This is a genomic window from Syntrophobacter fumaroxidans MPOB (assembly GCF_000014965.1).
GTDB lineage: Bacteria > Desulfobacterota > Syntrophobacteria > Syntrophobacterales > Syntrophobacteraceae > Syntrophobacter > Syntrophobacter fumaroxidans.
In genome coordinates, this window is record NC_008554.1 from 3,799,843 (window position 1) to 3,814,568 (window position 14,726).

Consider the following 14,726-nt stretch of genomic DNA (forward strand, 5'->3'; position numbering starts at 1 on the left):
CCCGGGCGGGCACCATCGCGGATTCTTGCCCCGGAGGGGCAGGAGAAGCCGCTCTCGCGGATCGGACCTGCGCGTCCGGCACAAGGGCGGCAAAATCGGCGACAGGCGCCGGTCTCAAGCCCCGATGAATGTGATCCCCCTGATCCTGGTGTCCCTGGCCATCTTGAAAAGAGACGCAAACTCCATCACCACTCGATCCTGCTCATCATAGACGGTTGCCCGGCCTTTGAGTAGTCGGCCTTCGCGCTCGATCACCTCCGCTCTCGCCGTGACAATTCCCCGTTTGACCGGCAGGAGGAACTTCGTTTCCATGGTGATGGTCGCAAAATGGGATAGTTCGGGAACCAGGCTCTTGATGGCCATGACCACCGCCGTGTCGGCCAGGCTCACCAGGGCGCCGCCGTGCATCAGCCCCCCGCCCTGGGCGTATTCGATGAAGAAAGGCATCCTCAAGACCGCACGGCCGTCGGAAGCTTCCGCGATCTCGATATTCAGCAGGCGCTCAAAAGGCGCACAGCTGATCCAGGCACCCATTTCGAAGCGGTGCGGCCCCATCGATGGAGAAACGTTCGTTTTGGTTTTGTCCGGCATGGGCTGCTAGAGTCTCCTTTCCTCTCCGGGTATGAATTGGATCGCAAAGATATCCTACACCCGAAAGGGGCCTTCGGGACAGATCTTGTGGAATTCCGCTCGAGCCGCCGCAGCAACGGTGGTTGCATGGGCATGAGCCGTGCTTCTTGCCAAAGGGCGGCATCGGCCCTTCGAGGATGTCGGGGTTTGGGAGTGCGCTCCATGGGGGTTGAGGGCGGCGGCGCCGCGCTTTTTAAGATGACGCAAAAAATGTTTTGGAGTAATTATTCCCGTGATCATCAGGACGGAGGCGAATGGATGATTTGACGACCGAAGCGTTGCACGGTCACGGACCACTCCGGAGGAGGAAAAGATGGGCGGAAAGCGGGGAGTGTATTTGATTGCGGGTTCGATGGCGTTGATTCTTCTTTTGGCGGCGGGAGCCATGGCCGCGATGACTCTGCCGGATCAGCTGAAGGATGTGCCTCTTTATCCCGGTTCGAAAATCGAGCAGGTTATGGACATGCAGGGCCACAGCATGGCTACTCTGAAGGTCCAGGCCGATCGGGACGCCGTTTTCGAATTTTTTAAGAAAAATGTGGCCGCCGGCGGTTGGAAGATCGTGTTCCAGATGCAGCAGGAAGATGCCGCGGTCATTCATTTCCAGAAGGACAAACTGATGCTCCAGGTGACCATACAGGGCAAAGAGGATGACGGTTCGGTCACCTATACGATGGTCACGGGAGGCACCTCGTAGGCCGTCGGCGGCGTGCGGGGTCGTTGCCGCGCGACGCAAGGTGTTCGGTAACAAAACGGCGGGTGAAAACACTGGCGCACGATAACGGCCGGGTTGCCGGGAATGCCGGAGAAAGGATGCGGCATCGAGCGCCGATCGTTCACCGCCCATTTTCCCTTGCGATCCGGGCGGCTTCGCAGCTTCGCGGGTCCCGGCAGCCGGTACCCGGGAACATGGATTGGAGGCACATGAAACTCATTGCGGCACTTTTGTTCGCGGTTCTCATGTTGACGGCTTGTGCATCGACTGACGGCGGCCAATCGTCCGGCGGCGGGAATTCATCGAGCCCCCAGGCGACGTACGGGGGCAATGTTCGGGTGAGAGGCAGTTCGAGCAGCGGAATGTGAGGCATGATCGAGCCCGCTTGCCGGGCCTTCCGGAAAATGCGCGCCGCATGCCCCGGGAACCTTACCTGAATAACGGGAATGGAGCTGATGTGCCATACCGGTCGGCCCTAAAGCGCGGCGTTGCGGAATGCGGCGCTTATTTGGCCGGCAGGACCGGCATGGTCTCGGGGGAAGGCCGCCGTTCCGACCGAATCCGTCGGCCGGGTTCGGCCGGTCGGGCTCCGCGAAACGAAAAACGGACAAGATGGAGAGGACCTGCAGATGGGCGACATCGAACTGCCTGATCCCGATGAGCTGAGGGATCTCAAGGAGAAAACCTTCACCAGGAGAGTCGCGCTGGTAACCGCGCTGTTTGCGGTGATGCTCGCGATCACGGCCCTGGGCGGGAACAACGCCATGAAGGCGATGATGTTGGCGCAGCAGCAGGCGTCGAATCAGTGGGCATTCTACCAGGCGAAGGTGATTCGGGAGCACCTGTATCGGAACGAGACGTTTCGTCTCCAGCTGGAACTTCTGTCCGATAAGGCTTCGATGAAGCCGGAAGTGAGGAAAGAGCTGGAAGCGGCGATATCCAGGGTGAAGGAGGAAGAGCAACGATACGGCAGGGAGAAGAAGGAGATCGAACAGGAGGCCAAGGCGCTCGAACGGGAGCGCGACATGAACATGGCAAAGGATCCTTACTTTGACTATGCCGAGGTCCTGTTGCAGATCGCATTGGTCATGGCGTCCATTTCCATCCTTTCAAGCTCCAGGATGGTTTTTTTCTTTGCCCTCGGAGCCGCAATCTGCGGCACGATCCTGTGCGTCAATGGTTATCTGCTGCTTTTCAGCCTGCCCTTTCTGAGCTAGGCGTTCGCTCCTGAGGGTGTGCGGCGGCGGAATGGCATCGAGATCATGAAGGTTTCCGCAAAGGGCATATCGCTGGGAAAGCGGCTGCGCCGATGCCCGTCGTTCCGGTGTGTCGGGGTCGAGCCCAACTGGGAGGACTATCCGGTGGAGCTGCGTCGGGCCATCGAGGGGGCCCCCGCGGTGTTCTATCCCAGTCCGTTGTACGAGACGGTTTTCCGTGCGGTGGGCAAGGAGGTTTTCCCGGGAAACTACTATCGCTTTCTGGGAAACAAGATCAACCAGACGAACCTCTTCCGGCTGCTCGGTATTTCCCATCCCCGCACCGGTATCTATTACGGTCGCCGAAGAGCGGAGCGCATCGAGAGCGAATTCGGCTACCCGTTCATCGCCAAGACTCCGGTCGGGTCCTCGATGGGCACCGGGGTATTCCTGGTCCGGAACGGGGAAGAGCTGCAAAGATACCTCGAGCGACATCTGCCCGCCTACATCCAGGAGTATCTCCCCATCGATCGCGACATCAGGGCGGTCCTCATCGCCGGGACGGTGGTGCACTCCTATTGGCGGATGCGGCGGGAGGGCGATTTTCGCAACAATGTGTCCCTGGGCGGCACCATTTCCCATAAGGACATACCGGCGGAGGCGCTGGAATTTGCGCGGGAGGTGGTGCGGCGGTGCGGTTTCGGGGAGGCCGGGCTGGACATCTGTTGTGCGGGCGGTCGTTACTACGTGCTCGAGGCGAACATGGTCTACGGCCTGCAGGGGTTTCGCGAGAAGGGATTGGACATCTACGAGATATTGGCCGATCTGGATCGGCAGGGTATCCTGGCCCCAGGTTGCTAGCCCCGGGCCTTCTGCAGGATCTCCAGGGCATGCGCACGGGTCTTCTCGGAAATGCGGATGCCGCCGAGCATCCGCGCCAGCTCTTCGATCCGGTCATCGCGATCCAGCCGCACGATTTCGGTGGCGGTTTCCCCGCCGGTCACGCGCTTGGCCACCCGGTAGTGATGCTCGCCGTAGCAGGCGATCTGGGGAAGGTGCGTGATACAGATCACCTGGTGGCTCCCGGCGAGTTTCTTCAACTGAAGGCCGACAAGTTCGGCGGTGCGCCCTCCGATCCCCGCGTCCACTTCGTCGAAAACAAGGGTCTCGCCTTCGTCGTTACGGCTCAAAAGGCTTTTGAGCGCCAGCAGGATACGCGACAGCTCGCCCCCCGAAGCGACCTTGGCGAGCGGTTTCATTTCTTCGCCGGGGTTTGCCGAGAGAAGAAACTCCACCCGGTCGATGCCGTTTTCGGCGAAAGCCGGTCCTGCCTCGCCCTTCTGGGGGCGTTCGAACTCCACGCCGAAACGGGCCTTCGGCATGTCGAGCTCGGCCAGGGTCCTTTCGACCTCGCGCGAAAGCCGGTCCGCGACGGCGCGTCGTTCGGCGGAAAGCGTTTCCGCCAGGTCAAGGTATGCCTGGCGGAGCCGTTCGAGGTCCCTGCTCATCTCCTCTTCCCGCAAATCGGCATCCTCGCCATGGGCAAGCGCTCGCCCAAGCTCTTCAAATCGCTCGATCATGGCCGCCACGGTGCCGCCGTATTTCTTCCCGAGCCGTTGCAGAAGGGCCAGTCGATCCTCGACGGCGGTGAGCCGTTGAGGATCGAAGGAAATCCCGCCCATGTACCGGTGCAGGGCGCGGGCCGTCTCGGCAAGCTGGATTCTTCCCTGCTCCAGTTCCTCGAGAAGCCCCGATTGTGCAGGGTCGATGCGTACGAGCACGCCGACGTTCTTCTCGACTTCGGCCAATCGTTCGAGGATGGCGCCCTTTCCTTCGTACATGATCTGGTAGGCGGATTGAGCGGCTTCCAAAAGTGTGGCCGCATGCCGCAGTATGTTCCGCTCCTGCTCGAGCTCCGCGTCCTCACCGGGGCGCAGACTCGCCGCTTTCAGTTCTTCGAATTGAAAGGTCATGAAATCGAGTTGAGCGGCACGGTCCTGCTTGTGCCGCCTGAGCTGCTTCAGTGCTTCGTCGGTCCTTGACCATTCCGAGTAGGCGCACGCCACTTCCCGGCAGCGGGAGTCCAGGGCGCCGAAACTGTCCAGGAGCCCGAGGTGGATTTCAGGGTTCAGCAGCAGTTGGTGTTCGTGCTGGCCGGAGATGGAGATCAAACCTTCGGCGAGGATCTGCAGCTGCTGGAGACTGACGGTGCAGTCGTTGACGAAGATGCGGTTTCGACCGTTGCGGTTGATGCTCCGCCGGATGAGGATTTCGCCGCTCTCATCCAGGCCCAGCTCTCGCATCCGATCGATGAATCTTGGTCGGTTCGATACCGAGAAGACCGCCTCCACCAAGGCTTCGCCGGTTCCGCTGCGGATCATTTCCTGGGATGCGCGGCTGCCCAGAAGCAAATTGACGGCACCGATGAGGATCGATTTTCCCGCGCCGGTCTCACCGGTGAGCACGTTCAATCCGTCTTCGAAAGAGACTTCGAGGTCCTTGATGATCGCGAAATTGCTTACGACCAGATCTCTGAGCACCTGGATATCCTTTTGTGAGTGCCGTGCGCGGGGTGCGCGCAATGAAGGGAAAGGGCACCCCGGTTCATGGCGGAGCAGGCAAGGCCCGTGCCTTCCCTCGGTCCGGAATATGACCTGCGCGCAAGCCCAGCAGATTTGATATCATGATTTCCCGGCATCGTAAGATAAAATTTTCGTGAAATCGGATGTCTCTCATGGACACGGACCTTCTTTAGGCGTAGAGAAGGTTCCTGTCGATGTGCGGCTGTCGGCGGGAGCCATGGATCGCCGCGACACGTTGCAGCGCAACAAAAGATGTTGGATTCCGCCACTATTTTTGTTAACTTGACTCTCTTTGTTTTCGACTGCGGCACGCATCCGAATCGAGCGATTCCGTGCACGGGATGGGAGAAGCCCAAGCCACCGCGGGGGATGAACCCCGCCCCTGTCCAACGGGTTGGTCAGCCCCTGGCAGGGGTCGGCCGTGCGCCGGTCCGAATCGGGGTTCCGAGCCGTGGAATCGCTCAGCCCGGGATGCACTCAGGTGGAGGAAGGTCGCGAACCATGAAGAAGTTCTGGCGGGGTCGGCGTGCGGGGACGGAGTTCACCGTTTCGGGCGACCCTTTTGGTTATTCGGTCGACACGAAAGCCAGGGTTCCGCTTCAGGCCTGGAGCGAGCGTCTCGCTTCCCGCATTTCCATGCCGGAAGACCAACAGCACATGCTCGAAGATCTGGCGCGGCGCGGCACCGTTGTCTATGCGGTCAAGTACCGTTCGCAACTGGATTTCGTGTACCTGAATCTGAGGTTGCACCAGCTTGGTTTGCCTCCGGCATCCTTTCTGTTCGATCTGCATCCATACTTCTACCAGCCGCGCTGGTATGCCCTGAAGCTGCTGGCCTTCCATTTCTACCACCTGATACGCAGGGGGGAGCTTCCGAATCCTTACGACAGCGGGCACTACCGTGAGAAAATAAAAAAAGGCGAATCGGGTTTGCTCTTTTTGCTGGGCAAGAGGGGGTACTACCGCCGGGCCGTGCTCGTTGGAAACGACCCCCTGGAGCTGCTGCTCGAGGTTCAGCGGGAGACCGATCGCCCCATATTCGTCGTGCCGATCATGCTGCTCTATACCCGGCATCCGGGCAGGGAACGCAAGGGGATGCTCGAGGTGTTCCTCGGTCAGAGAGAGCAGCCGGGGCATTTGCGCAAACTCGTGGCGTTCTTTCGCGGTTCTCCGAATTGCGTGATGGAAGCCGGGGAAGCTCTGAACCTGCAGGAAGTGCTGCCCGAGCTGGCGGAGGGGCCGTACCACAGGCGCAAGCAAGTTTTCGAGATCCGTCGTGGCTTGATCGATTCGGTGGATGAGATCAAACGGGCGGTGGTGGGCCCCACGCTGAAGAGCAAGCTCGAGTTGAAGGAGATCATCCTGCACCACCCGCGCCTGGATGCTTTCATGCAGCGGCGAGCCCGTTCGCAGAACCAGGAGATCTGGAGGGTCCGCAAGGAGGCCGACGACTACCTCGAGGAAATCGCGGCCAATTACAGCACCACCCTCATTCAGGTCGGGGAGAAGACCCTCAACTGGGTCTGGAACAACCTGTTCGACGGGATCGAAGTGGATGTCGACAGCCTGCAGAAGGTGAAGCGGGCCGCGCGGCACGACACTCTCGTCTACATACCGTGTCACAAGAGTCATATCGACTACCTGGTGCTCTCGTGCATTCTGTTTCAGAACAACCTGACCTGTCCGTTCATCGCCGCGGGGAAGAACCTGTCCTTCTGGCCGCTGGGACCGGTCTTCCGAAGAGGGGGTGCCTTCTTCATCCGCCGCAGTTTCAAGGGCCTGAAGTTCTATTCCGAGGTGTTTTCGCTCTATGTGAAGACCATGGTGCAACTGGGGCACAACATAGAGTTCTTCATCGAAGGAGGGCGCAGCCGCACGGGGAAAATGGTCCTGCCCAAGCTCGGGTTGCTCGCCATCCTGATCCAGGCGGTCGAGGACGAATTCCTGGACGATCTGGTTTTCGTGCCCACATCCATCAGCTACGATCGGATTCCGGAGGAGGAATCCTACACCAAGGAAGTTGCGGGCGGGAGCAAGGTCGAGGAGAATATTCGTCAACTGGTTCGTGCCAGGGGATTTCTCAAGAAACGGTATGGGCGCATCTACGTCACTTTCGCCGAGCCCGTTTCCCTGCAGCGCTACCTCGAACGTTACCGGGGAGACTCCACGAAGCTGTTGCCCAAGGAACGGCACGCCATGTACCGGGATTTCGGCTACCGGATCATCAACAGCATCAATCAGGCCACCCTGGTGACCCCTCATGCCCTGGCCGCTTCGGCCCTGTTGACGTCGGAGCGGCACGGAGTTTCGAAGGCGGAATTCCACGAGGTCTGTGATATGTTCCACGGTTACCTGAACAACTGCGGGGTGAAGCTTTCGAAGACGTTGCGCAACTACCAGGCGAGCCTCCAGGATACGCTCTGGGACCTCGAACGGGGTAAGATCATCGGGAAGCTCAAGGATGAAGACGACGACCTCGAGGAAGAAGTCTTCACCATGGACGACAGCAAGCGCCTTCTGCTCGAGTATTACAAGAACAATCTGATCCATTTTCTGCTGCCCCCGGCTTATGTCGCCACCTCGATCCTGTCGCAGCAGACGTTTCGTTTCAGCATTTCCCAGGTCGTGGAAGATGTCGCGTTCATGAAAAACTTCTTCAAGTTCGAATTCGTATACGACAATGAAGTGAGCGACGAGAAGCTGGTGGAGGGGGTCCTCGACAGCTTCAACACCCTGGGTTGGCTGCACCTCCTGGGCGAGGAAGATCAGCCTTACACGCTGTCTCATAGAGGCCAGCAGGCCGCTCATTCCTTCCACGGCCTGTTGCGCAACTACTTCGAGGGCTACTGGCTGGTGCTGAGGGCGACACGCTACCTGCAGAAGAAACCGTATACGGAAAGAGATTTCATCAAGAAGGTTCTCTCCCTGGGACAGAAGGCTCTGAAGCTGGAACTGGTGGAGCGCCCCGAGTGCATTTCCAAGATGATTTTCGGGAACGCGCTGAAATTTTATGTCGAAAAGAACATCATCGAAAAGGTCGACTGCGACAAGGGCAAGGAAAAAGAGCAGGAATGCTATACGGATGCGGGCAACCGGGCACTGATACAACACTACAGCAAGCAGATCAGCCGTTTCCTCCGGTCGCCTCATTTCGCGCTCCAATAGCACAAGGAGCCTGCTCCCCACATTCCGTGATACGCCGTCGAGGTCCGTGCAGGATTCCCGGCACGCAGACATGCAGCGGGTCATGTGGAGCATCGAGTGCATCGCATTGCATCGCGCGTTGAAGATCGCCACTTTTTCTCGTTTTGCAGGAGGCAGTCAATGGAAATAAGAGTTCAACCGGTTGCTCCGGACAAGCGGCGCCCAAAACCGAAGGACGAGAGCAAGCTCATCTTCGGGAGGGTTTTCAGCGACCACATGTTCATGATGGATTTCCGCGCCGGCGCGTGGCAGGACGCACGAGTGGTGCCCTACCAGATCCTCGGGCTGGATCCCGCGGCCATGGTGCTCCATTACGGACAGGGCATCTTCGAGGGACTGAAAGGCTATCGGTGGCCCAACGGCAAGATTCACCTGTTCCGTCCGGAGAAGAACTTCGAACGGTTCAAGCGGTCGGCGTTGAGGATGTGCATGCCCCCGGTGGACGTCGATTTCCAGTTCCGAGCCGTCGAGGCGCTGCTGAAGATCGACAGGGACTGGGTGCCGCACAGCCTCGGTTCTTCCCTTTACATCCGGCCGACCATGATCGCCAGCGAGCCGCACCTGGGAGTGCGCCCGGCCGGCGAGTACCTTTACTATATCATTACGGGCCCGGTGGCGGCCTACTATGCCGAGGGTTTCAATCCCGTGAAGATATACGTATCCGATGAATATGTGCGGGCTGTGCGCGGGGGTGTGGGCGAGGCGAAAACCATGGCCAACTACGCCTCCAGCCTGTATGCGGCGGAAATGGCCAAGAAAAAGGGATTCACCCAGGTTTTGTGGCTGGATGGGATCGAGCGACGGTTCATAGAAGAAGTGGGAACCATGAACATCTTCTTCAGGATCAAGGATGAGCTCGTGACGCCGCCGTTGACCGGTTCAATCCTGCCCGGCGTGACCAGAGACTCGGTCATCGAGCTGGCCCGTCACTGGGGGATCACGGTGACGGAGCGGCCGATCTCCATCGACGAGGTCATTGACGCCGTCAAATCGGGGAACATGAAGGAAATCTTCGGCACGGGCACGGCAGCGGTCATTTCTCCCGTGGGAGAAATCTCCTTCAAGGACAAAAACCACACCGTCGGGAATGGCGGGGTCGGCGAATGGTCGCACAGGCTCTACGACGAAATCGTCGGCATTCAGTACGGTGAGAAGGAAGATCCGTTCGGATGGATCTACCCGGTGAAGGTGTAGAAAGCCCGACGCGGGGCAAACAGCCCGCCCCGGCCCTTCGCCTCCAAAAGGTTTGATTTTTCAGTCTCTTGCCTGATGTTGGGATGGACTGCACGAGGGTTGAAATATCGGCTCGGTATGCTTAAGTTTCTTTTGAGGTTGACGATATGTCGCCTTCTCCTAACCCCTGGACCCTGTTCGGCATTTCCCCCTCCGGCCGAACAGGGTTTGACGTTTAAAGGCGGGGCGGTTGCGCGTGCCGGGCTCCGTGAGCCGGTTCCAGGACACGACCGATCGATCCGGTCAAACGCCGGCTCTCCGTCGTCGCCCGCCCCGTCGCGGACGGTGCGGGAATCCACTCTGTCCGCCTCCACGCGGCATCACGTGCCGCCGGTCTTGAGAAACCGGTTCAGGGACTTTTCCCAGTATTGCATGAACTCGAGGTAGAACTCCTCCGTGTATTCCCGTACGAATTCTTCCCCGGCGCCGCTCAACGCCGTGTACATGTAAGTCACGCGGGCGTTCGTGGCGTCTTCCCCCGTTCTTTCCAGGGCGATGGTGATCTTTCCCACCGTCTCCCCCGGTGTAACCTTGACGATTTCCAGGCGGAAATTCACCGGGTCCAGCTCGGTCATGACCCACACGACGGGTTCCTGAGGGTCGCCGGTCAGGAAGACGCAGTCCTTCTCCGCATAGCCCGACCGGGAGAGCACGAGGTAGGGGTCCCAGCCCTTGACCCATTCAGCTTCCCGAACGGGACAGAGAAGAGGGAACACCTTTTCCGGCCCGGCGTCGATCTTCTGAACGTAGCTCCTTTCCACACGTGACGGTTCTGCCACTTTCATCAACGGCTCCTTTGAATCGCGAGAATGAGCTGCCGGATTTCCCGTACCCGCAGTGCACTCCTGTGGCCGCGGACTTTACCGTACTCCAATGCGTCGATCGGGCGGTCCCGGGAGGGGCCCCGGTGTATCGAGCGCAGGGTCACGCCCGGACATGGACCCACCCCGGGGCGCCTTCCCCGGGCAATCACCCCGGGGACCACTTCCAGGAGGCTCACAGTTTGACCTGCTGGACACTGATGATGCTTGGATGCCTCCGCAACGTCTCGATGGCTTCCGGCGGGGCTTCGTTGTCCAGCCGGATGATGGCGATCGCCTTGTCCCGCGGGGTTCGGCTCAAATGCATGTTGGCGATGTTCACCTGGTGGCTCCCGAGGGTGGTTCCAATCAAGCCGATGGTCCCCGGTTTGTCGTAGTTCTGGATCAGGAGGTTGATGCCCTCGAGCTCGGCTTCGAGACGATAATCGTTGATCCGGATCAGGCGAATCTCGTGTCCCTGAAGCACCGCGCCGGCGGCGGAGAATTCCTCGCGCGGGCTGATGGCTTTGACCGCGATTTCGCCGGTGTATCCCTTGGATTCGGAACGGGTCGTCGTGATCAGCTCGATCTGTCGCTCCTTGAGCAGCAGCGGCGCGTTCACGAGATTGACCTTTTCGGCCAGAATGGGATCGAGCAAGCCCTTGATCACGGTGTGGGTGAGGGGCTGAAGAGGCAGTTCCTGAAGGTCGGAGCCGCTGTAAGTGATCTCGAGCCGCTGAATGGGGGTGGAAACCTGCCCCTGCAGGCTCCCGAGCCGTTCCGCCAGAACGAGGTAGGGCTTGATTTTCTCGTAGTCCTGGGGGCGGATGGACGGAAAATTCACCGCGTTGCGGATGATCCCGTAGAGGAGGTAGTCAACGATCTGGGTGGCTATGGCCCGCGCCACGTTGGCCTGAGCCTGGTAGCTGGACGCGCCCAGGTGCGGAGTGAAGATGACGTTTTCCAGCTTCAGCAAGGGGCTGTCGACCGGCGGCTCCTGTTCGAAGACATCCAGAGCCGCCCCACCCACGTGGCCGTTCAGCAGGAATTCGTAGAGCGCCTGCTCGTCGATCAGACCGCCTCGGGCGCAGTTGAGGATGCGCACGCCGGGCTTGGTCCGGGCCAGGGTCTCGCGATTCAGGATGCGAACAGTCTCGCTGGTGGAAGGGGTATGCAGTGTAAGGAAATCGGAGCGGGCCAGCAACTCGTCCAGGGGCACCCACTCGACGCCGAGGATGGCCGCCGCTTCCGGAATGATGTACGGATCGTGGCCGAGAACGTCCATCTTCATTGACAGCGCCCGGTCCGCCACGATGCTTCCGATCTTCCCGAGACCGATGATCCCCAAAGTCTGGTGGAACAATTCGGTACCCATGAAGCGTTTCTTGTCCCAGCGTCCTTCGCGCATGGATTGCGTCGCCTGGGGAATGTGCCGGGCCAGGGCGAGCATCATCGCGATGGTGTGTTCGGCCGCCGCGGTCGCGTTCGCGCCGGGGGTGTTCATGACCAGGGCGCCGCGCGCGCTCGCCGCTTTGACGTCGATGTTGTCGACGCCCGTGCCGGCTCGACCGATCACTTTCAGCCGGGGGGCGTTCTCGATGAGCTCGGCGGTGATGCGGGTGCGGCTTCGCACGATCACCGCATCGTAGTCGGGCAGCATCGCCTTGATTTCCTCGGCGCCCGGCTGGTCCGGAACATCCACATCGATCCCTTCGGCGGCCCTGAGTATGGACAGGCCGACTTCATGCATTCCATCGCAAATCAGGACTTTCATGGCATGTACCCTTCCTTGCGTTCCAGCGGACAGCGTGGAAGCGTTCCGAACGCTCTTCCCGGGCGGGAAGACGGTCTATCCGAGATAAGCCCTCTGGATCTTCGGATCGTTGCGCAACGCCTCGGCGGAGCCTTCCATCACGATGTTCCCCGCCTCCAGGACATAGGCCCGGTGTGCGTATTTCAAGGCGATGCGGGCGTTCTGCTCCACCACCAGGATCGTCATTCCGGCTTCGTTGAGCTGCTTGAGCACCCGGAAAAGCTCCTGCATGAGCAGCGGGGCCAGGCCCATCGAGGGTTCGTCCAGAAGAATGAAACGGACCCCGCTCATGAACGCGCGCCCCATGGCGAGCATCTGTTGCTCCCCGCCGCTCAGGGTGTCCCCCCGCTGGTTCCTCCTGTCCTTGAGGCGCGGGAAGAGCGAGAACACCCGCTCGTAGTCGGCGTCGAGGTTCTCTTTGTCGGTCCGGGCGTAGCTGGCCAGTTTCAGGTTCTCCAGCACGCTCAGATTTCCGAAAATGTGCCGCCCTTCGGGGACGAGCCCGATACCGAATTTCGCCACCAGGACATGGGCCGGGACGGGGAGCAGATCGATTCCGTTGTAAGTGATGCCGCCCTCGCTCACCGTCGGTCCTTCCGGCGGCGGCAACCGCATGATGCTCATCAGGGTCGTCGACTTCCCCGCTCCGTTTGCTCCCAGCAAGGCAACCACTTCTCCGTCGTTCACGTGGAAGCTGATTCCCCGCAAGGCGGTTATGCTGCCGTAACGTACATGCAGATTCCTGACTTCAAGCATAGGACGGTTCTTCTTCTCCAAGGTAGGCCTGGATCACCCGCCGGTTCTGTTTCACCTGGTCCGGAGTGCCGTCGGCGATCGTCTCTCCGAAATCGAGAACCTTGATATGGTCGCACACGCTCATCACCACGCGCATGTGGTGTTCGATCAGCCAGATGGTCAGCTTGAATTCCGTGCGGATCCAGCGGATCAGATCGATGAGTTGCTCGACTTCGCCGGGGTTCATTCCCGCGGCGGGTTCGTCGAGGAGCAGCAGCTTCGGGTGGATCGACAAGGCGCGCCCGATTTCAAGCCGCCTCTGCAGACCGTAGGGCAGATTCTTGGGGTATTCCTTGGCGTAGTGATTCAGCCCGAGCAATTCGAGCAGCTCGCTCGCCGTTCTACGGACCTTCGCTTCACTGGCACGGAAGGATGGCGTGCGCAGAACCGATTTGACGAGCCCGTAACCCAGCAGGTAGTGTTGTGAGATGCACAGGTTGTCGAAGACGGTCAGGGTGTTCCACAACCGTATGTTCTGGAAGGTGCGCGCGATACCCAGGGCCGTGACCTTGTGCGGACGCAGGCCGGCGATGTTTTTCCCGAGCAGTTGAATCTCGCCCTCCGTGGGTCTGTAGAAGCCGCACACCAGATTGAACACGGTGGTTTTCCCGGCGCCGTTGGGTCCGATGAGACCCAGGAGCTCCCCGCCTTCGAGCGTCAGGTTGAGGTTGTAGACTGCCCGAAGCCCGCCGAAGAAGTGAGTCAAATCCCTTATTTCAAGCAGCGACATCTACACCTGCCTTTCCTTCTTGGCAAACCGGCGGCCGAGCCACGGGAAGACGTCGGTCAGTTCGCGATGACCAAAAAGCCCCTCGGGACGGAAGAGCATCAGCAGAATGAGCAAAAGCGGGACCACCACCCACTTCCAGACCTGGAAGGAGCGGAAGAGCTCGAGGCCGACGGTGAGGATGACGGCGCTCAGGACGGACCCGCTGAGCGAACCCATGCCTCCGAGGTACACCATCACCAGGACTTCCGTGGATTTCATGATCGTGAAGGTTCCGGGATTGATATAGCCGAGCACGTGAGCGAACAGACCCCCGGCAATGCCCGCCAATCCGGAGGACAGCATGAAGGCGACCATTTTCATCCGCCGGGTATCCACGCTCATTATTTCCGCGGCGATTTCATCGTCCCGGATCGCCACGATCCCTTTTCCGTAGGTGGAATTGACAAAGCGGTAGAGGACCCAGATCGTCAAGCCGGTGGCGATCAGTACCCAGATCAGAACCCAGGGTACCGGGACGGCGCTCTTCATCGCATTTACGACGCCCCCCATTCCCATGAAACCCCGGGCGCCGCCGATCACCTGCAGGTTCTCGATGGAGCTCTTGACAATGTAGTTGACCGCCAACGTGATGATGGCGAGGTAGTCTCCCCGGGTCCGGAACGAGGGGATGGCCACCAACAGCCCCGCCAGGGCGGCACCGATGCCCCCGATGAGCAAAGTGACGGGGAACAGCACGACCGCGCTCACCGGCGGGAAAAGAGAAGGTCCGAAAATTGTGCTGTCGGTGAAGAACCATACGTTGAGCACCGAAGTGATGTAGGCACCGACCGCCATGAACCCGGCATGCCCCACCGAAAACTCGCCCATGTAACCGTTGACGAGGTTCAGCGAGGAGGAAAGTATGATGTTGATGCCGATGTACATGATGACGAGTTGAATATAGGAATTCACCCAGTTGCCCATGGCGCCGGCGACGAGGAGAATGCCCAGAAGGACGTATGCCAGTATCGACAATGATCGCATGCTTT

At 59.8% G+C, this 14,726-nt stretch carries 12 protein-coding genes; 5 read left to right on the forward strand and 7 right to left on the reverse strand.

Annotated elements, in window-relative coordinates:
• Nucleotides 1–114: 114 nt before the first annotated feature.
• Nucleotides 115–591, reverse strand: a complete 477-nt coding sequence (locus SFUM_RS15990; protein ID WP_011699889.1) for a PaaI family thioesterase — start codon at nucleotides 589–591, stop codon at nucleotides 115–117.
• 352 nt (nucleotides 592–943) lie between these two features.
• Between SFUM_RS15990 and SFUM_RS15995 the strand changes: the two genes are divergently transcribed.
• The 3 genes from SFUM_RS15995 (at nucleotide 944) to SFUM_RS16010 (ending at nucleotide 3,402) form a co-directional block, all read left to right on the forward strand.
• Complete coding sequence (locus SFUM_RS15995; protein WP_011699890.1) at nucleotides 944–1,327, forward strand: hypothetical protein; 384 nt, start codon at nucleotides 944–946, stop codon at nucleotides 1,325–1,327.
• A gap of 647 nt (nucleotides 1,328–1,974) precedes the next feature.
• Entirely contained in the window at nucleotides 1,975–2,562 is a 588-nt protein-coding gene (locus tag SFUM_RS16005) for a DUF4337 domain-containing protein (protein WP_011699892.1), read from the forward strand.
• A 45-nt stretch (nucleotides 2,563–2,607) separates the two neighbouring features.
• On the forward strand, nucleotides 2,608–3,402 hold the full coding sequence (locus SFUM_RS16010; protein WP_011699893.1) for an ATP-grasp domain-containing protein: 795 nt from the start codon (nucleotides 2,608–2,610) through the stop codon (nucleotides 3,400–3,402).
• Here the strand turns inward: SFUM_RS16010 and recN are convergent.
• Nucleotides 3,399–5,081, reverse strand: a complete 1,683-nt coding sequence (gene recN, locus SFUM_RS16015) for a DNA repair protein RecN (protein ID WP_041440733.1) — start codon at nucleotides 5,079–5,081, stop codon at nucleotides 3,399–3,401. The two genes, SFUM_RS16010 and recN, sit on opposite strands and share 4 nt — an antisense overlap.
• A 543-nt stretch (nucleotides 5,082–5,624) precedes the next feature.
• Between recN and SFUM_RS16020 the strand changes: the two genes are divergently transcribed.
• Nucleotides 5,625–8,288: a 1-acyl-sn-glycerol-3-phosphate acyltransferase gene (locus tag SFUM_RS16020; RefSeq protein ID WP_011699895.1), complete on the forward strand. Its 2,664-nt coding sequence runs from the start codon at nucleotides 5,625–5,627 to the stop codon at nucleotides 8,286–8,288.
• A gap of 159 nt (nucleotides 8,289–8,447) precedes the next feature.
• Nucleotides 8,448–9,521, forward strand: coding sequence for a branched-chain amino acid aminotransferase (locus SFUM_RS16025; RefSeq protein WP_011699896.1), 1,074 nt, complete (start codon nucleotides 8,448–8,450; stop codon nucleotides 9,519–9,521).
• 359 nt (nucleotides 9,522–9,880) lie between these two features.
• Here SFUM_RS16025 and SFUM_RS16030 read toward each other — a convergent pair whose 3' ends face one another.
• From SFUM_RS16030 to SFUM_RS16050, 5 genes are all read right to left on the reverse strand, one after another.
• Complete coding sequence (locus tag SFUM_RS16030) at nucleotides 9,881–10,345, reverse strand: hypothetical protein (protein ID WP_011699897.1); 465 nt, start codon at nucleotides 10,343–10,345, stop codon at nucleotides 9,881–9,883.
• A gap of 211 nt (nucleotides 10,346–10,556) precedes the next feature.
• Nucleotides 10,557–12,134 carry a phosphoglycerate dehydrogenase gene (serA, locus tag SFUM_RS16035; protein WP_011699898.1) on the reverse strand — a complete coding sequence of 526 codons (1,578 nt, stop codon included), beginning with the start codon at nucleotides 12,132–12,134 and terminating at the stop codon, nucleotides 10,557–10,559.
• Between the two features lie 75 nt (nucleotides 12,135–12,209).
• On the reverse strand, nucleotides 12,210–12,929 hold the full coding sequence (locus tag SFUM_RS16040) for an ABC transporter ATP-binding protein (RefSeq protein ID WP_041440736.1): 720 nt from the start codon (nucleotides 12,927–12,929) through the stop codon (nucleotides 12,210–12,212).
• On the reverse strand, nucleotides 12,922–13,698 hold the full coding sequence (locus SFUM_RS16045) for an ABC transporter ATP-binding protein (protein WP_011699900.1): 777 nt from the start codon (nucleotides 13,696–13,698) through the stop codon (nucleotides 12,922–12,924). Before SFUM_RS16045 ends, SFUM_RS16040 begins: the two co-directional genes overlap by 8 nt.
• Nucleotides 13,699–14,721, reverse strand: coding sequence for a branched-chain amino acid ABC transporter permease (locus tag SFUM_RS16050; protein WP_011699901.1), 1,023 nt, complete (start codon nucleotides 14,719–14,721; stop codon nucleotides 13,699–13,701).
• Between the last annotated feature and the right edge of the window lie 5 nt (nucleotides 14,722–14,726).